At 42.8% G+C, this 18,442-nt stretch carries 19 protein-coding genes; 5 read left to right on the forward strand and 14 right to left on the reverse strand.

Going from position 1 to position 18,442, the window contains the following annotated elements:
* A complete protein-coding gene (locus IE164_RS15930) occupies positions 1 to 858 on the forward strand; it encodes a DUF5777 family beta-barrel protein (protein ID WP_189631246.1) in 858 nt (285 codons plus the stop codon).
* Positions 859 to 1,033: 175 nt separating this feature from the next.
* Positions 1,034 to 2,350, forward strand: a complete 1,317-nt coding sequence (locus IE164_RS15935) for a M20/M25/M40 family metallo-hydrolase (RefSeq protein ID WP_189631247.1) — start codon at positions 1,034 to 1,036, stop codon at positions 2,348 to 2,350.
* Positions 2,351 to 3,308: 958 nt separating this feature from the next.
* On the opposite strand, the gene IE164_RS15940 is transcribed toward IE164_RS15935, so the two are convergent.
* Positions 3,309 to 4,085 (reverse strand): S1/P1 nuclease, encoded by a 777-nt coding sequence (locus tag IE164_RS15940; RefSeq protein ID WP_189631248.1) that lies wholly within the window; start codon positions 4,083 to 4,085, stop codon positions 3,309 to 3,311.
* Positions 4,086 to 4,368: 283 nt separating this feature from the next.
* Between IE164_RS15940 and IE164_RS15945 the strand changes: the two genes are divergently transcribed.
* Positions 4,369 to 5,058, forward strand: coding sequence for a YciI family protein (locus IE164_RS15945; RefSeq protein WP_189631249.1), 690 nt, complete (start codon positions 4,369 to 4,371; stop codon positions 5,056 to 5,058).
* 72 nt (positions 5,059 to 5,130) lie between these two features.
* On the opposite strand, the gene IE164_RS15950 is transcribed toward IE164_RS15945, so the two are convergent.
* Positions 5,131 to 6,108 (reverse strand): NADPH:quinone oxidoreductase family protein, encoded by a 978-nt coding sequence (locus tag IE164_RS15950; RefSeq protein WP_189631250.1) that lies wholly within the window; start codon positions 6,106 to 6,108, stop codon positions 5,131 to 5,133.
* A gap of 101 nt (positions 6,109 to 6,209) precedes the next feature.
* On the opposite strand from IE164_RS15950, the gene IE164_RS15955 reads away from it, so the two are divergent.
* Together IE164_RS15955 and IE164_RS15960 are read left to right on the forward strand one after the other, a co-directional pair.
* Entirely contained in the window at positions 6,210 to 6,584 is a 375-nt protein-coding gene (locus IE164_RS15955) for a hypothetical protein (RefSeq protein ID WP_189631251.1), read from the forward strand.
* 88 nt (positions 6,585 to 6,672) lie between these two features.
* Positions 6,673 to 7,062 carry a hypothetical protein gene (locus IE164_RS15960; protein ID WP_189631252.1) on the forward strand — a complete coding sequence of 130 codons (390 nt, stop codon included), beginning with the start codon at positions 6,673 to 6,675 and terminating at the stop codon, positions 7,060 to 7,062.
* Between the two features lie 3 nt (positions 7,063 to 7,065).
* Here the strand turns inward: IE164_RS15960 and IE164_RS15965 are convergent, their stop codons facing one another.
* The 12 genes from IE164_RS15965 to IE164_RS16020 all read right to left on the reverse strand — a co-directional run bounded on the left by IE164_RS15965 (position 7,066) and on the right by IE164_RS16020 (position 18,414).
* A complete protein-coding gene (locus IE164_RS15965; RefSeq protein WP_189631253.1) occupies positions 7,066 to 7,932 on the reverse strand; it encodes an ABC transporter ATP-binding protein in 867 nt (288 codons plus the stop codon).
* Positions 7,925 to 8,599, reverse strand: coding sequence for a molybdate ABC transporter permease subunit (gene modB, locus IE164_RS15970; protein WP_189631254.1), 675 nt, complete (start codon positions 8,597 to 8,599; stop codon positions 7,925 to 7,927). The genes IE164_RS15965 and modB overlap by 8 nt, the downstream gene beginning before the upstream one ends.
* Positions 8,596 to 8,997, reverse strand: coding sequence for a TOBE domain-containing protein (locus tag IE164_RS15975; RefSeq protein WP_189631255.1), 402 nt, complete (start codon positions 8,995 to 8,997; stop codon positions 8,596 to 8,598). The genes modB and IE164_RS15975 overlap by 4 nt, the downstream gene beginning before the upstream one ends.
* Before the next feature lie 368 nt (positions 8,998 to 9,365).
* Positions 9,366 to 10,169, reverse strand: a complete 804-nt coding sequence (gene modA, locus IE164_RS15980) for a molybdate ABC transporter substrate-binding protein (protein ID WP_229838730.1) — start codon at positions 10,167 to 10,169, stop codon at positions 9,366 to 9,368.
* On the reverse strand, positions 10,166 to 10,888 hold the full coding sequence (locus tag IE164_RS15985; protein WP_189631256.1) for a hypothetical protein: 723 nt from the start codon (positions 10,886 to 10,888) through the stop codon (positions 10,166 to 10,168). Before IE164_RS15985 ends, modA begins: the two co-directional genes overlap by 4 nt.
* A 21-nt stretch (positions 10,889 to 10,909) precedes the next feature.
* Positions 10,910 to 13,828 (reverse strand): FAD-binding and (Fe-S)-binding domain-containing protein, encoded by a 2,919-nt coding sequence (locus tag IE164_RS15990; RefSeq protein WP_189631257.1) that lies wholly within the window; start codon positions 13,826 to 13,828, stop codon positions 10,910 to 10,912.
* A 139-nt stretch (positions 13,829 to 13,967) separates the two neighbouring features.
* A complete protein-coding gene (locus tag IE164_RS15995) occupies positions 13,968 to 14,354 on the reverse strand; it encodes a type II toxin-antitoxin system VapC family toxin (protein ID WP_189631258.1) in 387 nt (128 codons plus the stop codon).
* A 5-nt stretch (positions 14,355 to 14,359) separates the two neighbouring features.
* The gene (vapB, locus tag IE164_RS16000) at positions 14,360 to 14,566 is read right to left on the reverse strand and encodes a type II toxin-antitoxin system VapB family antitoxin (RefSeq protein ID WP_189631259.1); all 207 of its coding nucleotides are present in this window, start codon (positions 14,564 to 14,566) and stop codon (positions 14,360 to 14,362) included.
* A gap of 103 nt (positions 14,567 to 14,669) precedes the next feature.
* Positions 14,670 to 15,143, reverse strand: a complete 474-nt coding sequence (locus IE164_RS16005; protein ID WP_189631260.1) for a DUF695 domain-containing protein — start codon at positions 15,141 to 15,143, stop codon at positions 14,670 to 14,672.
* 89 nt (positions 15,144 to 15,232) lie between these two features.
* Entirely contained in the window at positions 15,233 to 15,664 is a 432-nt protein-coding gene (locus IE164_RS16010) for a hypothetical protein (RefSeq protein WP_189631261.1), read from the reverse strand.
* A gap of 46 nt (positions 15,665 to 15,710) precedes the next feature.
* Positions 15,711 to 17,048, reverse strand: a complete 1,338-nt coding sequence (locus IE164_RS16015) for a sensor histidine kinase (protein WP_189631262.1) — start codon at positions 17,046 to 17,048, stop codon at positions 15,711 to 15,713.
* The gene (locus tag IE164_RS16020) at positions 17,038 to 18,414 is read right to left on the reverse strand and encodes a sigma-54-dependent transcriptional regulator (RefSeq protein ID WP_189631263.1); all 1,377 of its coding nucleotides are present in this window, start codon (positions 18,412 to 18,414) and stop codon (positions 17,038 to 17,040) included. Before IE164_RS16020 ends, IE164_RS16015 begins: the two co-directional genes overlap by 11 nt.
* Between the last annotated feature and the right edge of the window lie 28 nt (positions 18,415 to 18,442).

Raw genomic sequence — 18,442 nt, forward strand, 5'->3', positions numbered from 1 at the left:
ATGAAAAAGACTATACTATTTATTGCAGCGATTGTTCTGGGCCACTCGCTTAGCGCCCAAGACGATCTGCTCGGTATGCTTTCTGACGAAAGAGAGGAAACCATAGACTACGTAGAAGCGACCTTTAAAGGGCAGCGGATGATTAACGGACACACCGTGGTTACTCGCAAAGCCAAAGAGCTCGAGTTTATTATCTCTCACCGATTTGGTCGTATTAACACCGGAATCAATGAGCTTTTTGGCCTCGATGGTGCCAACATCAGGTTTTCTTTTGAATATGGGATAAGCGACTTTTTAACCGTAGGTGTAGGGCGCAGTTCCTTTGAGAAAATCTATGATGGATTTGCCAAGTATCAAATCCTAAGACAGTCTTCCGGCAAAAAAGTGATGCCTGTGTCCATTACAGGGTTTAGTAGTATGGCCATTAGAACATTAGATAATCCGGCTTTTCAAAATGAGGAGTTTAGCGACAGGGTAGCATATACTCACCAGTTGCTTATTGCCCGTAAAATGAACGAAACCGTTTCGCTTCAATTTATGCCTACTTATGTGCACCGCAATAGGGTAATGGGCAACCAGGAAAACGACCTGTTGGCTTTTGGTGTGGCTGGTCGAGTAAAAGTGGGCAAAAGAGTAGCCATCAACAGCGAGTACTATTACCGACTTACCAGTGAACTGACCGATTTATATAAAGACTCCATTGGAATTGGCGTTGAAATAGAAACCGGAGGCCATGTCTTTCATCTCACCTTTACTAATTCCAGGTCAATGGTAGAGAAAGGCTTTATTACTGAGACCGATGGCGATTTTTTCAATGGCGACATTCATTTTGGCTTTAACCTTTCTCGCGTGTTTTAGCCATTCGGTAAGCCTTTAAGTGCTTCAATTAAAGAAGTCTTCATTGGTTGGTCAACCAATCATTCTGAAGACTTTTTTATGTTTAAAACCCCAATTGTTTTAGTGGTGTTTAGAATGCTTACACACTTTCTTATTGCCGCTATGTTGAGTATACTTGAGCCTGAAAAGTAAAATTATGAAAGCACTTAGCCTTACCCTTAGTTTGTTCTTAGTCTGTAGCCTCAGCATGGCACAACTCGATCGTACAGAGAAGAAGATAGTTCAATGGATCGATCAGAACAACCACGAGGCTTTAGAACTTCTCAAACAAACCATCAACATCAATTCAGGCACTATGAATTTTGAGGGTGTAAGGCAGGTGGCTGATGTATTGATGCCAAAGTTCGAAGCTCTGGGTATGGAAACACGGTTTTTAGATGGCAGTGCCTTTAACCGGGCCGGACATTTAGTGGCCAAAATTGAAGGAGGCAAAGGGCCTAAGATCATGATGATTGGCCACCTGGACACTGTTTTTGAACCCGACAGTCCTTTCCAGCAATGGGAACAAGTGGATGAAGAAACTATAAAAGGACCTGGAATAGCGGATATGAAAGGAGGCAACATAATCATTCTGCAGGCTCTGACGGCTCTACACCATGCCGGGCTGTTGAAAGATATGAATGTTTGGGTTGTTATGACTGGCGATGAAGAGCTTAGCGGAAGACCCCTGAGTCTTTCAAAAGCGGCCCTAATTGAAGCTGCAGAGTGGGCCGACATTGCTCTTGGATTTGAAAACGGAGATGGCAACCCGGCTACCGTGAATGTAGCGCGCAGAAGCTCGTCTGGCTGGACACTGGAAGTAAAGGGTAATGCCGCTCACTCATCGCAAATTTTTAAACCTGAAGTGGGAGCTGGGGCTATTTATGAAGCTTCAAGAATCCTGAATCAGTTTTACGAAGCCTTGTCTGCCGAAGAATATTTGACCTTTAACCCCGGAATGATTTTAGGCGGAACTGATGTGACTTACAATGAACAAAGCAAATCGGGAACAGCCTTTGGGAAAAGCAACGTAGTAGCTCAAACGGCTATTGTAACAGGCGATATTCGCTGTCTGAGTATGGAGCAATTAAAACGAACTCAGGAAACCATGAAAAAGATTGTGAGTGAACATTTACCACAAACTCAAGCCACTATAACCTTTGAAGAAGGTTATCCACCATTTGCTCCTACAGAGGGTAATTATGCGCTCATGAAGGCCTTCAGTCAGGTGAGTCAAGACTTAGGCTTTGGAGAAGTGAGTTCTGTAAATCCGGCCGATGCCGGTGCCGCTGATATATCGTTTACTGCAGGCTTGGTGAAAATGGGTATTGATGCCATGGGAATGAGTGGTGCTAATGATCATACGGTCAATGAAACAGGAAAGGTTAACGCATTGCCTATGCAGACTAAGCGAGCTGCAGTATTGTTGTACAGACTCTTTAAGGATAAAGCTCTTTCACCTGAAAAGAAATAGCCAAACCGCCTGAACCGGATTACTTCTCTGACAAGTTGTCTTTTCCATCCCGAGTTGCCAAGTGATCAAGCGGGATAGATCTTTCGGCAAGCTCAAGATGAAAAGCTCTTACCGATTAGGGTCTCCAATTGCCCATCAGCGTTTCACATCATAAATCTGATGAATGACGCGAACAAGGTTAGACTCCTTCGGGAGATATTGAGGCAATCGTGAGCAGGTCTTTCCATCCCGAAGTATCGAGGGATCAGTCAATTGATCAAGCCGGGTAGATCTTTCGGCAAGCTCAAGATGAAAAGCTCTTACCGATTAGTTTCTCCAATAGCCCATCAGGGTTTTAGATCATAAATCTGATGAATGAGGCGAACAAGGTTAGACGCCTTCGGGAGATAATGAGGCAATCGTGAAGACTTTTTCCATCCCGAGGTACCGAGGGATCAGCCAAGTGATCAAGCTGGATAGATCTTTCGGCAAGCTCAAGATGAAAAGCTCTTACCGATTAGTTTCTCCAATAGCCCATCAGGGTTTTAGATCATAAATCTGATGAATGAGGCGAACAAGGTTAGACGCCTTCGGGAGATAATGAGGCAATCGTGAAGACTTTTTCCATCCCGAGGTACCGAGGGATCAGCCAAGTGATCAAGCTGGATAGATCTTTCGGCAAGCTCAAGATGAAAAGCTCTAACCGATTAGGGTCTCCAATTGCCCATCAGGGTTTTAGATCATAAATCTGATGAATGAGGCGAACAAGGTTAGACGCCTTCCGGAGATATTGAGGCAATTGTGAGCAGGTCTTGTCCATCCCGAGGTACCGAGGGATCAGCCAAGTGGTCAAGCCGGGTAGATCTTTCGGCAAGCTCAAGATGAAAAGTTTTTAAGGATTAGGGTCTCCAATTGCCCATCAGTGTTTCATGCCATGGACTTTGAGGAATTCGGTAAACGAAAGATTTAACCCCCTGAGTTACTCATAAATTTCGTTGATCACACCAGCTAAGCGTACGCCAGCTTGAAGCACCCTAAGCTTAATAATGTCGAAGTACTTATAGCCATATTCATAGCTTATTCGCCCGTCTTCAGGAATATCATAAACCTGTTTACGGTAAGACATAGATTCATATGCCCATTCTCGAACCGTAGCCGATTGCCATTCTTTAATTTGAGTTTTAGAAGCATGATTTACCCAATCGGCAAATTCGGTATAGCTCAATTGTTTGCCATCAATCATGCGGCTGTCCCATACGCTATGCAGATTAGTGTTACTTCCAAAGTACTGAACTCGAACATCATTTCCGCCTCTATCTTCACCATTCCCCACATGCAAAGGCTGATGAATATCGCCAACCAGATGTACTAAAAACTTGAGTTTAGTGGCTTCTTCTTGGGCCGAAAGTTGCCCGGCCTTTAACTCTTCGATAATGGTTTCAATGGCCCAAATTACATCACCTCCTTCTTGCTCGGGTGCTTCCTCATATGTCATGCCATCGGGTATTGTGCAATAATGCCAGGTATTGGCATAATCGTAGGAGCGATCCGACCTTATTTCATCCATCCATGTGCTCACTTCGGCCAATGTTTCTGAGCCCAGAACACGTTGCACCTGCTTTCTGGCTTTTTTACTCAGCATACCATCGGCAATATGTCCTATAGTTCGATGTCCGGTTTGACCCCAGAAATAACTACTTGAAGTCATGGAAACGGTAGCCGCCAGGATTAAGGAAAGAGCAAGGAGTTTTCTCATGTTGTAAATTTTGTGCTAAGATAAGGATGTATTGATTTAGAAACAGCGTTTAGGATGTAGCTTATGTGAATTATACTTTACGGTTTGATGAACCAGGTTTTAACAGGCTCTCTATCTCCGGCAGAGTCTCTCAAAGAGAACTTAGATGTCGTTTAGTTCTATGCTCGGTGTGCCCTGCAGGAGAAAAGCTGGTCGAGTAAAAATTTCTGTGGACATCCTTCAGACTCATAACTTCTAAACTTCCAAAAACCTTACTACTTTCATTATTCATTAGTCTATTGATATGAAACTCAAAATAACCTGGCTGACACTATTCTTAATGGTTGCCACGCAATCTTACGGGCAATATGGAGATGGTAGGTATACCTTCGTTTTCCTGAACACGAATCCAGACAGGGCTGAGCTACCCAAGGAGCAAGTAGATAGCCTTCAAGCGGGACATTTAGCCAACATTAACCGATTGGTGAAGGAAAAGAAGATGATCGCTGCGGGGCCCTTCTACACAGGCGGTGGAATTTTTCTATTCGATACCAATATGGCTGATACGGAAGCAGTTTTGAGTTCTGATCCGGCCATTTCTGCCGGACGTTTTAAGCTGGAAGTCTACCCGTTTGATCTGATGGAAGGGGAATTATGTACACTTTGGCACAAGGATGAAGCCGATGTAGAAATGACTACTTACTATTTTGTGCGTTTTGAGCCAAATAAGGATAATGAGAATATTGATGGGGTAAAAACTAATCGTTTTACTGAAAATTTGCTGAAAGAGCTAAAGGGAAAGTACAAAGACAAAGCTGAGTTAGTCGGAGCCATTAATCTCAATACCAACGAGGGTCAGATTATTATATATAAATCAGGTCAGGAGGGAGGAATTGAAGAGCTTTTCGCCAACCATGAATTGGTGAAAAAGGGCTTAATGACCTATTATCACAGACAGATTTATTTCCCGAAGGGTATTTTCTGTGAAGATTAAGCCCGGTTATTGTCGAGCTGGATTCGGCATAGATATGGCTCAGTTGGGGGGGGAGCACGGTATACCTAAACTCTAATCAATAATCACCACATTTTTACCGATTACTTTTCTGTCCATAAGGTCTCGAATAGCTTGAGCGCCTCGCTCTAAGGGATATTCTTTATGGATATGCTGTTTCACTTTTCCTTCTTGAATCCATTGAAGAATCTGCTCGAAGTTCCTCTTGCTTTCTTTGGGTTGCTTTTGAGCAAAAGCCCCCCAGAAAACACCTACAATGGAAGCTCCTTTGAGTAGAGGCAGGTTCATTCTGATGGCAGAAGGAGCACCAGCGGCAAAACCTACCACTAAATACCTTCCACCCCAAGCCAAAGAGCGAACTGCGGGTTCAGCATATTGATCTCCAACAGGGTCGTATATCACGTCAAAGCCATCTCCATTCGTCATGGCTTTGGCTTTTTCCTTGAGATTTTGTTCCGAGTAGTTGAGGGTTTCATCGGCTCCGGCTTGCAGGCAGATTTCTAGCTTTTCTTCAGAACTTGCAGCGGCCACCACATGCGCGCCCATTTGCTTGCCAATCTGAACTGCGGCTAGTCCAACTCCACCAGAAGCCCCCAAAACCAGCAGCTTTTCGCCCTTTTTTAATTGTGCTCGCTGTTTTAGAGCGTAAAGCGATGTGCCAAAATTATACATGGTTGTTGCAGCAGTAATCATGTCCATGCCCTCAGGAACAGGCATACATTTGTGCGATTCAGCCACCACGTACTCAGCCATGCCTCCCCAGCCGGTGAGAGCAAAAACCAAGTCGCCCTGGCTTAGGTGTTTCACTTCACTACCCACTTCCACCACCCGACCGGCCACTTCGCCACCGGGAGCAAAAGGGAGCTGAGGTTTGAATTGGTACTTGTTCTGAATAATCAGCGCATCAGGGAAGTTCACTCCACAGGCATGCACTTCGATAAGCACCTGTTGCCCATTGGGCACGGGGAGTGGAAGCGTTTTCATAGAAAGGTTTTCCGGTAACCCGAATTGTTCGCACACTAATGCTTTCATGCTTACAAACTCATATCTATCCATTAGAAAAGCAACTCTCTCTGCACTAAATTCCAACCTTTTTTGGTCGAGTATGGTCTAATCACACAAACACTAGAATCATGAAGAAATTGAGTATTGCTTTGGCGTTCATTGCTCTGGTAAGTCTTTCATCTTGCGAAAATGAAGGTGAAACCTGTTTGGAGGTGAAAATAGTAGCCGAACTTTGCGGAAATGCGGTTGTTCAGGTTGTTTCGGGCAATGCGGGCATTCCAGTAACTGAAAGTTGGACAGACCATAACAACGTTACGTACGATAATGTCTTCAGTACCTTTCTCGATCCATGCGATAGTTATTTACCGGCCCGGGGAGAAACTGTTTTAATGAAGATTACGAAGGAACGAAAAGAGACTGATTGTGCAGTTTGCCTGGCCTTACCGGCCAATAGTCCCAAGCAGTTCTACTATACCGAAATAGTTACTGACTGTGGTATGTAGAATCGTTACTAAACAATATAAGAGGTGGAATACTAAAAGCTACCATAGCCAATGGAGTTCTTTGGTTCTGTAAACACAAATAATTAAGATGAAAAGACTTAGCATTATTCTTTCCTTATTGACTGCATTGGTCATTAGCTCATGTGACAATCAACCTACTGTTGATTGTGTTCAGGTAAAAATTATCGATCAGATATGCGGCAATGCAATTTTCCAAGTGATAGGGGGAGCCGTACCTGACGATGTCGCCAATACGTGGACGGATAGTAGCGGTACAACTTATGAGAATGTGTTTACTACTATGGTGAGTCCATGTGACAGTGGTGTCCAAATTGGCGACATACTGTTTGTGAAAATTGTTGACCAAAGACCTGTCTCCGACTGTTTGGTTTGTACGGCAATGTTGGCCGATACACCTAAACCGTTCTTACATACGGTAATTTCCAAAGAGTGTGAGGTTGGAGGAGGTGATTTTTAGAAGCTAAACTTTCTTAATTATAGGGTTGAAAGCCTTCGATGCAACGATTACTTCATCACCAATTCGAAGGCTTTTTTGTTCCACATCACTAATCACCACTTTGATCAGTTGATTACCCACTAACACTGAAGCAATAGCCAGTAATTCTTCCTCCTGAATGTCTATTACCGTTCCGGTAAATTGAAACTTTCCGCTGAGACTCTTATTTCCGAATACCTCAGTGGGTTTGCCTTCTCGAACAACTTTTCCCTCTTCAATCTCAATAATTCTATCAGCTAGCTTAAGTGCTTCTGAGGGGTCGTGGGTGACCATTATAGTTGTGAGTTCATACTTTTTATGAACCTCCTTCAGATACTCCTGGAGCCTGATTCTCATCGGTCGGTCTAAGGCCGAAAGGGGCTCGTCCAGAAGTAATAGCCCTGGCTTTTGCACTAGAGTTCTGGCCAAAGCAACCCGTTGTTGCTGCCCGCCCGATAGTATAGCCGGTTTCTGATTTCTCAAACCCTTTATTTCCATAATGTCGAGCAACTCCTCCATATCAGATTCCGACTGGTCTTCCCTTAAGGCGTATTTTAAATTACCTTCTACCGTCATATTAGGAAAGAGGGAATACTGCTGGAAAACTAGCCCACAGTCCCGTTCTTGCGGCTTCAGGTTGATTTTTGGGCCGAACCAAGTTTGATCATTGAACTGAATTTTTCCGTAATCAGGATTCATCAACCCGGCAATCATTCGGAGTAATGAGGTCTTTCCGGCTCCTGATTGGCCCGAAATCACTAAAAACTCACCGGGGTGACATTGAAATTCTAAGTCAAGTTCAAGCCTGCCACGGGCTGCTTCCAATCGCTTAATCACTTTTACTTCAAGCATGCTTTCCGGTAAGGTTAGTTTTCTTGTTCAGGCTGTAAACGGTCACCAAAATACTGAAACTGATAAGCAGCAGAACCAGCGCATATTGATGTGCTGCGGCATAGTTCAGCGACTCCACCTCATCGTAAATGGCAATGGAAGCCACTTTAGTAACTCCGGGTATATTGCCGCCAATCATTAAAACCACTCCAAATTCGCCCATCGTATGGGCAAAGGAAAGTACTATGGCGGTTAGAATAGAGGGTTTGATGTTTGGTAAAAGAACGTGAAGTAAGGTCTTGAACTTAGATTGACCTAAAACATATGAAGATTCTTTCATGTTTAATGAAAGGCTGGTGAGCCCCGACTGAATGGGCTGTACCATAAACGGAAGACTGTAGATCATGGAAGCAAGCACAAGCCCGGGAAAAGAGAAAAGCAGTTGAACACCAATCGTTTCCTGCAACCAGTTGCCAAAGGCATTGTTCGGACTGAAGGCCACCAATAGATAAAAGCCAAGTACGGTAGGAGGTAGCACCAATGGCAAGCTGATCATTGATTCAACTACTGGTTTTATCTTCGATTTAGTTTCAGCCAGCCAATTGGCTAGAGGAACAGAAACCACAAACAACAGTATAGTGGTTACCAAAGCCAACTCTAAGGACAATATGATGGGGGACCAGTTCATTCCCTGGAAAGCATTAATTCGTTGGTTTTGATTAGGGCAAAAACCTCTTGCCCCACCGTTAGTTCCAGTTCATCAGCCGATACAGCAGTGATGATGGAGGTGATTGGGCCAACTTGAGTCTGCAGAGTGATCCGGGCCAAGAGCTCACCTTTTTGAAGAGCAATGATGGAGCCGGGAATCTGATTTTGCAAGCTGATGGGTAAGTTGGGCGTTGTTGCCACTGAAACCTCAAGTTCTTTAAAAATCACGCTTACTTCCTGATTTATTTGCAGATAATCGGCTGTTTGAGGCGTATCAATTACAATACTTTTCAGCTTTAAGCCAATGGCCTCTAAGCTCACTAATGAAAAGCTACCGGAGGTTTTGATGTCTATGATTTTGGCTTTGAAAGAGTTCAATTCAGAGTATTATTGATAATTTCAAAAGTTAGACCCGTCACCCTGAAACGTGCCTGTGGCAAAGACAGGTTTCAGTGTCTTTTAAATTCTGAATCAAGTTGCTATCAGATCCTAAAATAAATTCAGCTAGATTCTGAAATAAATTCAACTAGATTCTGAAATGAATTCAACCAGATTCTGAAATGAATTCAGAATGACGTTACCTAACTTTTTGAGTTAGTCAGCTTAAATTTGCTAAGAAAATCGATGTATTCTTCATAGAAGGTGGTTTTTCTAAGGTTAGAAGTTGACTGCGCCTCCAACCCATCTTCCTGGAGGGATATTTGGACACTGCTGGTTTAGAATTAAGCTGTAACAACGAGCAGGCACTAAAGCCTTTCTTCGGTGGGGAAAGGTTTGGATGGGGGAGTCTTATAACCAAACTTCTGCAATAGGGCTTTACCCTTCTCAGAAAGCACAAATTCCATAAAACGCTGGGCTTCATCAGTCATGCTTCGTTCATTTCTGAGTATAACCATAGCCTGATTGATAGGGGCGTGTAGGCTATCGGGTATAGTAATCCAATTCCCTTTACTCGACATATTGGGAGAAAGCACCACAGGTTTGGCGGTGAAGCCGTATTCTGCTGCGCCTGAAATAACAAATTGATTGACTTGAGAAATGCTTTCACCATAGACCAGTTTGCTATTGACCATGTCATATAAATCTAAGTTCCTTAGTACCTGTATGGCAGCCTCCCCATAAGGGGCTGTTTTAGGATTGGCCAAGGCGATATGATTAGTCTCTTTTCTGGTTATCTCAATTACTCTATGAAGTGGGGATTTTCGGCTTGTCCAAAGTACCAACTGACCTTGGGCATAGATTATGGGTTCACCAATGGTATTACCGGTAGCCTTGAGCGCTTCCGGGAATTTCATATCTGCTGAGAAGAAAAGATCGTAAGGTGCACCTTCTTGAATTTGTGCTGTGAGCTTACCGGATGAGCCAAGGATGATCTCACATTGAGTTCCTGTTTCGGCTTCATACGCTTCCACCAAGGCATTCATAGCAAACTGCATATTGGCTGCCGTGGCGATTGTTAATGAACGCTTTTCAGGACTACATGCAGTCAGCATCAATACGGGAAAGAAGTATAAGAAAATATGAGTAGTATTCTCAAGTCTAAATTTCACGTCAGAAAACTCTTAATTCTTTTGAATCCCTCAACTATAAGACCTCCGATGAAAAAGTTCAATGCGCCTGCAATAAAGGACAAAATTATAGCCAATTGTCTTTCTATTTCAGAAAAGTAAATTGCTAAGTCAAAAACCAAAAGTGCGAGAATACCTGTAATAACAATTGACCAGCCATATCTACTTTGATCGAAGATTTTATACTCGGATAGTTTAATACCCTTCTTTTCAATAATCACTTCTACAAAGGGCACTTGAATGAGGGATGAATCCAAAACTAAATCAATAATGATTGAAGATTTTCTATTGAGAACTTTTACGCTGTACTGAACGAACTTGTCTAGATTAACGGAATTGGACTCCTTTTTTGCAATCAAATACTCTTCTGTTAAGTGCAAGGGCATTTGATTATCCATATTTGTTCCTTGGCTGGCTAATATCCTTGAATTATTGTCACAGGTAATTAAGAGATTGAAGTTATCAATGTCTCTGTTACTGTCGTTTATAATTTCGACTTTCGTCAAGCTAACATGAACTGTTTCGAGTTCATTATATAAGACTTTTATATTTCCCCAATAAGTTTGGTGAGAGCTTGCAATGGCTTGATTTGTAATTTTCTTCTTTAGATAAATCATTCTATCCCTGAATCTTTCTAAAAAATAATTGGCAGCAAATCCGACAAAAGCTGCGACAAGCATAAGGATTAATTCGTTGGTCATATTATTAGTCGGTTTTATAAATCAAATTAGCGATTTAGCCATAATTTCCACCACATGCATTGCCCTTCTTCCCGTTCCATCTTTGATCTGATGACGGCAGCTGGTGCCTGATGCAGCGATAATAACTGCTTCCGGTTGCTTTCTCACCGTAGGGAAGAGTACCAATTCTCCAATCTTCATGGAGAGTTCATAATGTTCCTTTTCGTAGCCGAAAGAGCCTGCCATTCCACAGCATCCTGAGGGAATCATATGCACTTCAAAGTTCTTAGGCAGACTCAGGATCTTCTTAGTAGGCGTCATACTGGAAAGCGACTTCTGGTGACAATGTCCATGCACTTTGATCAGTTTCTGTTCTTCGGTAAACTGTTCCGTTCTGATATGGCCACGATCAATTTCTCTAGCCAAGAATTCTTCTATAGTGAAAGTATGCTTGGCTAGGTTTCGAGCCTTTCCCTGCAATTCACCACGAGTTAAGCTGATAAACTCATCTCTGAAAGTGAGGATAGCGGAAGGCTCTATGCCCACTAAAGGCACTTCTTCCGAGACTATATCCGCAAACAGCTTCACATTGGCTTCGGCCAGTTCTTTGGCTTCGTCCAACAGTCCTTTGGAGAGTTGAGGCCTGCCACAATCCGGGTGATCTACAAAGGTGACTTCATAGCCGAGTTTATCGAGTAGCAATACGGCCTTCTTACCAATTTCAGCATCGTTGTAATTGGTGAATTCATCGCAATAGAAGTAAACTCTTTTGTCTTTCTTTTCAGGTCGGAATTCTTTGTTTAGCCAGCTCTTGAGCGGCTTCTTAGCCAGTTCAGGCATACTGCGTTCCTTGGCAAAACCGGCAATGGACTTGGCCAAATTTCCAGTGAGCTGATTGCTGAAAATCATATCATAAGCCCAGGGTACTCTGCTGGCCAACTTCATGCTTTTGGAGAAATGGGCAATGCGTTTGGCTCTTGTAGGAACTCCCTTTTCCTGATAATACTGATACTGCCATTCAGCCTTGAGTTTAGCCATATCGACATTAGAGGGACATTCAGAAGAACAGCCTTTGCAGCTTAGGCAAAGGTCCATTACTTCTTTAATTTCTTCGTGAGCGAAGGGATTGGCCTTGTCTGAACGAGTCAGCATTTCCCTCAAAATATTGGCCCTGGCTCTGGTGGTCTCTTTCTCGTTTCGGGTAGCCATATAGCTGGGACACATGGTACCACCACTCAGCTCCGATTTGCGGCAGTCACCCGATCCATTGCAAAGCTCAGCACTTCTGAGAATCCCCTGGTTTTCGGAGAAATCGAACATGGTGTCGAACTCTCTGGTCTCCTGATCTACATCGTAGCGAAGGGAACTGTCCATTGGAGGGGTGTCTACTATTTTGCCCGGGTTGAAGATGTTCTGAGGATCCCAGATTTGCTTCATCTGCTTGATTAGCTCATAGTTGTGTTCACCCACCATTTGAGGAATAAACTCGCCTCTAAGTCTTCCATCGCCATGTTCTCCTGAAAGTGAACCTTTATATTTCTTAACCAGCGTAGCAATTTCTTCGGCTATGATTCTGAATTGCTTTTGTCCTTCGGCCGTTTTCAGATTTAGAATTGGCCGCAAGTGTAATTCACCAGAACCGGCATGGGCATAATGCACAGAGTATAAGCCATGTTTTTCGAGAATTTGATTGAACTCTGCGATATAGGCGGGTAAATCCTGTACATCTACAGCCGTGTCTTCAATAACCGGTGCAGGCTTGGCATCGCCCGGAACGTTAGAGAGCAGCCCGAGTCCGGCTTTTCTGAGGTTCCACACGGATTTGATCTGTTCCCCCTGAATGACCGGATAGGCATATCCTCTTCCTTCAGCTTTTAGGTTGGAGATTAGATCAGTGACTTTTTGGTCGGCTTCTTCAGGTGTTTCGCCATTCAATTCGACCACCAGAATGGCTTGTGGATCACCTTCTACGAAGAATCGCAGTTCGCGATACATTGGGTTGCGTTTGGTGGCTTGCAAAATGTAATCGTCCATTAGTTCGCAGGCAGATGGCGCATATTTCAACGCCACCAAATTAGCTTTAAGGCTATCGTCAATAGTTTCTGAGTGGATACATACCAGTCGTTTGTTGTTGGGCGGAAGAGGAGTGAGCTTAATCTTCGCTTTGGTCACCATACAGAGTGTGCCTTCAGAACCGGCAATAAGGCTACAGAAATTGAATGGAGTGCCTCCTTCGGTAAATGGTTCATGCCTGAGCAGCATATCTAATGCATAACCGGTATTTCTTCTGGGGATATCGGCTTTAGGAAAGTGCTCTACAATTTCCTTTTGATTTGCCTCATTGCTCAACATCTCTCTTGTTTTATAGTAGATGTTGTTATGCAATAAACCTGTAGTAGAAAGCCCATTACATCGGCTCAGAAATTCACCGGAGTCCATGGGGCCAAACCAGGCTTCTGAACCATCGGACAGAATGGTTTCAACTTCTAGTAAATGTTCACGAGTACTTCCATAAACCACTGAATTAGAGCCGCATGAGTTGTTTCCAATCATGCCGCCAATCATGGCTCTGTTAGCTGTTGAAGTTTCCGGAGCAAAGAAGAATCCGTAGTCTGCCAGATGTCTGTTCAGATCGTCTCTAACAATTCCTGGTTCAACCCAAGCGTAGCCTTCTTCGGCATTGACTTCTATGATTTGGTTATAGTTTTTGGAGAGGTCTACTACAATGCCACCGCCCACTACCTGACCGGCCAGAGAGGTTCCTGCTGTTCGGGGAATCAGTGAAGTATTATTCTCTGAAGCGAATTTGACTAATGCAATAAGGTCTTGTTTGCCCTTTGGAACGGCTACAGCAAGAGGTAATTCTCTGTAGGCCGAGGCATCGGTGGCATAGAGCCTTCTGTGGGTTTCGTCAGTATATAAATCTCCACTGAGGGAGCTAAGTAATGGCTGCCAATTCATTGATAGGCAAAATAACAGGAGTGAATTTTTAAAGGAAGGGGAAGAGGGGAATTATTTGTGCAATCGTGGTAGAGCAGCTTGTCTTAGGGTCTCCCTAAGACTTCAAATAGACGGTCAAAGCGAGACAGTACCACTAGTACTACCAAAGAATTTCTAAATTCTTGTACCCTTTGAAATTTCCGTCTTTTGTAATTACAGAAATATTCTCTGTTTTAGCTGTTGATATGATTATCCGATCGAATGGGTCTCTATGTGCTTCCTCCAAGTCAAGCAGATTACAAATATGCTCAAATGTAATCGGTAAGATTTCAATATCGTTTTGGTGAAGTAGGTCAGAGAGTTCTTTAAATCTTGTGTCAATTGAAAGCTTGTCAAGCTTAATCTTAATAGCTATTTCCCATAGTGAAGCGATGCTTATGTAGCATTTGTTCTTTCTATCAAGGATAATGTTTTTCGCCTTTTTGGAAATTGAGTTGTTACCTGATAGAAACCAGAGAAGTGTGTGCGTGTCTAGTAAAAACCCCATAAGGTTTACATGTATTTCTTGAAGTCGGTTAGTGGTTCATCAAAATCTTTGGACATGGAAATCTTTCCTTTTAACACACCGAATTGGCGATTCTTTGGAGTTTCCTCATCCTTCTTAGTTTTCTTTTTGAGAGACTCCACAAAGTCACGAACCTCCTGCTTTACATGGGCTGGGAGATTATTAATTAGAGTGTAAAGACTTAGATTTTCCATAATCGTAATTATTCAAAGATAACGAAATGAATTGGGTTTAATTGGAAAATGGCCTAAAGGAAAGAATTAAGTGTAAACTGATTAAACGAAAGAGTTTCTATGTTTAGGCTTGTTCAAAATCCTTAACGAGTTTTATAAATCCCTTCCAGTCAGAGTCTTCATAGAAGGTTATTTCAATTGGATATCGTTCATGACCCCTAAGAGCTTTATTGAGTTCTTTTATGAATTGATCTCTATCTGATATTTGGTAATTGAATTCCTTCAATCCATTTCCTGTACGATTATAAATCCACCTTATGTCGTCAATGGAATAGAAAACCTCTAAAGCATGTTCAAGCTTTATCATCTTTTTATTGACTTCTTTAAGAGGCATACCATTATTTATATCAGCGTCATATTTCCATGAGATAATGGTGAGCCAAGGTAGATTTTTCATTGTTTCATCATTAGGTATTTCATTGACAAACTTTACAATGACTGGTTTACCGGATTCATGGAATTTCCCAATAATGCCTTTTTGATCATCTAAATTGCTAGAAGATGTTTGAGTTCTCCTTTTTTTAAACAAGCTGAACATAAATGAAGTGGGTTATTGAGTTAAGGTTTGAGTTTTAAAATAGAGAATTCTCATTAAATAGCTCGTTTTGGTCTTTTTTTAGATAGAGACTAAGACGAGTATTTGGGGCTCAAAGCGGCTTCTATAATCTCCATGTCCTTTAGTAGGTCAATGGTATCCATCCCGGCAATTGAAAGAGTTAAGGGTTCTTCATGTTGTTTTTGGTGGAATGGCATAATTGGCGTTCTGCTAACTATCACATTTGGTATGGTAGTATCGAATTGATCCGCAGTGATATCAATAATAAAACTATTGTATTCCAACCATGCATGACTCTTGTAATGTACATCAAAATCTCTACGGCAATAGACCAACTCTATTGCTCCCATTTTTTTCAGAATTATCCCCACTATTAAACTTGCATCACGACAGCACCCTTGCGGAAAGTCCTTAAAGAGATTGGTTTTACTTTTATTTAGCTCAATACTTTCTCTTATAGATAGGCAGATGTTTTTTAATTGTGTCAGTGTAAGTCTTTTCATAGGGTGGTAAATGTGTGTTACAAGAAGTTGTCATTTCACGTTTTCATTAGAAACTCAAAACAAAACATGCTCCTTTTCCAATCTCACTTTCTACTCTTAAATCGCCACCATGGAGCTGCATAATCTGCTTGGAGAGGCTGAGTCCAATACCCGAACCTCGCTTTTTAGTGGAATAGAAAGGCATAAAAATCTTCTCTTTGGCTTCTTCGGTAATACCCGGTCCATTGTCCTGAATTGAAACAGTGGTTTTACCATCACGGAAATCAACTTTCACTTCAACTTTTCCATCTGATTGATTTTCAATGGCTTCTCTGGCGTTCTTAATCAGGTTGATGAGCACTTGTTCAATCAACTGGTCGTCTAAAGAGACGATGATTTCACGCTTGAGGGTTTTCAATGCCAATTGACCTTCGGTAAACTCATTCCTCATCAAAGCCACAGAGCTTTCCACCACCTTGTTGATATCGCGCCTCTGTAGGTTTGGCTCAGGAAGGTTAGTGTAATCGCGATAGGCATTGATAAAGTTGATGAGCCCATCAGATCGCCCTGAGATGGTGCGCAGACCTTCTTCCAGGTCGTCAAGGCTATCATCGGAAATGAGGTTGGCATTGGGGGAACGTTGCACATCTTCGGCTATCACTTCCTTCAAGGTAGAGGTGAGGGATGAAATAGGCGCAATGGAGTTCATAATCTCATGCCTTAGCACCTTGGTTAGGTTTTGCCAGGCTTCCAACTCACGCGATTGAAGTTCGGCTTTAATGTCTTGGAAGGCTAACAATCGAAATGATTCATTACTCAGTTTGTAACGGGTAATAAACACCGCCAGCTCATTGCCATTCTTGGTTTTATAAATGATTCTCGAATGATTTCCCAGTTCCTTCAATATCTCCCTGATTTCAGGATAAGAACGGTTGATGGAGACATTTCGGTCATTATTGAGGTTAAGCAGGTTCAGGGCCGAACGGTTGATAAACTTTACTTTGTTTTCTTCATCGATAGACACAATCCCTGAGGCTATATTTTCAACCACCACCTGTAATTCCTGAAAGAATTCTTCGCGCTTCTGGCGTTCGAGTAAAATGGCATCAATCACTTCCTTGAAAGCCATATTGAGCTCTTTGAAGGTTTTACCGAGCTTATTGTCATGGGTAAAACTCATGTTGAAATCGTTGTACTTGATGGCATCGAAAAAGCGCCTGAGCTTCTTGTTGGTGCTTTCTATATAGTTGAATAGCTCAAATACTTCGAAGATGATCAGGAAGCCGGTTACCACAGTGGTCACGTACTTCTCATCGAAGAATATCAGGTAAACAAAGGCCGATACAGTGATGAAAAGGACAATCACCCGAAGCAGCACAAATAAGCGGAAACGGTTAAAGCCCATACTTTTCTAGTCTTCGGTACAAAGATGAACGGGTCAGCCCCAACTCCTGAGCGGCATGGGTAATGTTTCCGTTGTGTTTGGCCAAAACCTTACGGATCAGAATTCGCTCTACATCTTCCAGATTATACTGCTCCAGGTTGATTTCACTCTGGTCTTTTGGCTGATTTGAAGAATTAAAGAAGAAGTCTTCCGGCTGCAGAATGTTGTCTCTGCTCATAATCACAGCTCTTTCCACGGCATGTTGAAGCTCACGCACATTGCCCGGCCAGTGGTACTTTTCCAGTCGCTTTATTGTGGCCTCCGAGAACTTATAAATGTCCTTGTTGTACTTCTTAGCAAACTGCTCCAAGTAATGCTCTGCCAGTAGGCGAATATCTTCATGTCGCTCTTTTAGTGATGGCAAGGTTACTTCAATAGTGTTGATTCGGTACAATAAATCTTGCCTGAACTCTCCCTTTTGCACCATTTCATAAAGCGGCATGTTGGTGGCGCAGATCAAGCGAATGTCTACATCCAGCACCTTATTCGAACCAACTCGTGAAATGCGCTTATTCTGCAAGGCTGTCAATAATTTGGCTTGAAGAGCAGGAGAGAGGTTGCCGATTTCATCGAGGAAAAGTGTGCCTCCATTGGCCACTTCAAAGCGGCCTGCACGATCGGTTTTGGCATCGGTAAAAGCACCACGCACATGACCGAATAGTTCCGACTCAAATAGCGTTTCGGTAATAGCTCCCAAATCCACTGTGACAAAAGGTTTCTCTGCTCTATTAGAGTTTCGGTGAATAGCGCGGGCTATGAGTTCTTTTCCGGTTCCGTTTTCACCTAAAACAAGTACATTGGCATCAGTTCCGGCCACACGGTCAATGGTATCAAAGACCTTGATCATAGCCTGAGATTGACCGATTATATCTTTGAACTTATGGTCTAACTCTTCACGCATAAGTTCCTGTTGGTCTTTGAGTTGCTGAACTTCTGCTTTAGATGACCTAAGTTTAATGGCAGAAAGCATGGTAGCCAACAGCTTCTCATTTTCCCATGGCTTCATCACAAAGTCTGTAGCTCCAGCTTTGATAGCCCTAACGGCCATATCTACTGAGCCAAAAGCAGTGATCAATACCACCACAGCAGAGGGATCAATCTCCAGAATTTTATCCAGCCAATGAAAGCCTTCCTGACCTGAATTTACATCTTGCGTGAAGTTCATATCCAGCAGAATCACATCGTACGATTCATTCTTGAGCAGGTCAGGAATTAGTGTTGGATCCTTTTCCAGATCAATCTGCCCGAAATGGCGTTTCAGGAAAATCCGAGCTGCTTTGAGCAGGTCTTCGTTGTCGTCTATAATGAGTATGCGTCCTGTTTTCATGTTTGAGTTTCTGTGCTTCTAATCCTTA

Source organism: Roseivirga thermotolerans, assembly GCF_014653175.1.
In the GTDB taxonomy this organism is placed as follows: Bacteria; Bacteroidota; Bacteroidia; order Cytophagales; family Cyclobacteriaceae; genus Roseivirga; species Roseivirga thermotolerans.

Excerpts from the sequence above, each read along its gene's own strand:
- IE164_RS15930 (WP_189631246.1), top strand. The coding sequence starts at position 1 with ATGAAAAAGACTATACTATTTATTGCAGCGATTGTTCTGGGCCACTCG.
- IE164_RS15935 (WP_189631247.1), top strand. The coding sequence starts at position 1,034 with ATGAAAGCACTTAGCCTTACCCTTAGTTTGTTCTTAGTCTGTAGCCTC.
- IE164_RS15940 (WP_189631248.1), bottom strand. The coding sequence starts at position 4,085 with ATGAGAAAACTCCTTGCTCTTTCCTTAATCCTGGCGGCTACCGTTTCC.
- IE164_RS15945 (WP_189631249.1), top strand. The coding sequence starts at position 4,369 with ATGAAACTCAAAATAACCTGGCTGACACTATTCTTAATGGTTGCCACG.
- IE164_RS15950 (WP_189631250.1), bottom strand. The coding sequence starts at position 6,108 with ATGAAAGCATTAGTGTGCGAACAATTCGGGTTACCGGAAAACCTTTCT.
- IE164_RS15955 (WP_189631251.1), top strand. The coding sequence starts at position 6,210 with ATGAAGAAATTGAGTATTGCTTTGGCGTTCATTGCTCTGGTAAGTCTT.
- IE164_RS15960 (WP_189631252.1), top strand. The coding sequence starts at position 6,673 with ATGAAAAGACTTAGCATTATTCTTTCCTTATTGACTGCATTGGTCATT.
- IE164_RS15965 (WP_189631253.1), bottom strand. The coding sequence starts at position 7,932 with ATGCTTGAAGTAAAAGTGATTAAGCGATTGGAAGCAGCCCGTGGCAGG.
- modB (WP_189631254.1), bottom strand. The coding sequence starts at position 8,599 with ATGAACTGGTCCCCCATCATATTGTCCTTAGAGTTGGCTTTGGTAACC.
- IE164_RS15985 (WP_189631256.1), bottom strand. The coding sequence starts at position 10,888 with ATGACCAACGAATTAATCCTTATGCTTGTCGCAGCTTTTGTCGGATTT.
- IE164_RS15990 (WP_189631257.1), bottom strand. The coding sequence starts at position 13,828 with ATGAATTGGCAGCCATTACTTAGCTCCCTCAGTGGAGATTTATATACT.
- IE164_RS15995 (WP_189631258.1), bottom strand. The coding sequence starts at position 14,354 with ATGGGGTTTTTACTAGACACGCACACACTTCTCTGGTTTCTATCAGGT.
- vapB (WP_189631259.1), bottom strand. The coding sequence starts at position 14,566 with ATGGAAAATCTAAGTCTTTACACTCTAATTAATAATCTCCCAGCCCAT.
- IE164_RS16005 (WP_189631260.1), bottom strand. The coding sequence starts at position 15,143 with ATGTTCAGCTTGTTTAAAAAAAGGAGAACTCAAACATCTTCTAGCAAT.
- IE164_RS16010 (WP_189631261.1), bottom strand. The coding sequence starts at position 15,664 with ATGAAAAGACTTACACTGACACAATTAAAAAACATCTGCCTATCTATA.
- IE164_RS16015 (WP_189631262.1), bottom strand. The coding sequence starts at position 17,048 with ATGGGCTTTAACCGTTTCCGCTTATTTGTGCTGCTTCGGGTGATTGTC.
- IE164_RS16020 (WP_189631263.1), bottom strand. The coding sequence starts at position 18,414 with ATGAAAACAGGACGCATACTCATTATAGACGACAACGAAGACCTGCTC.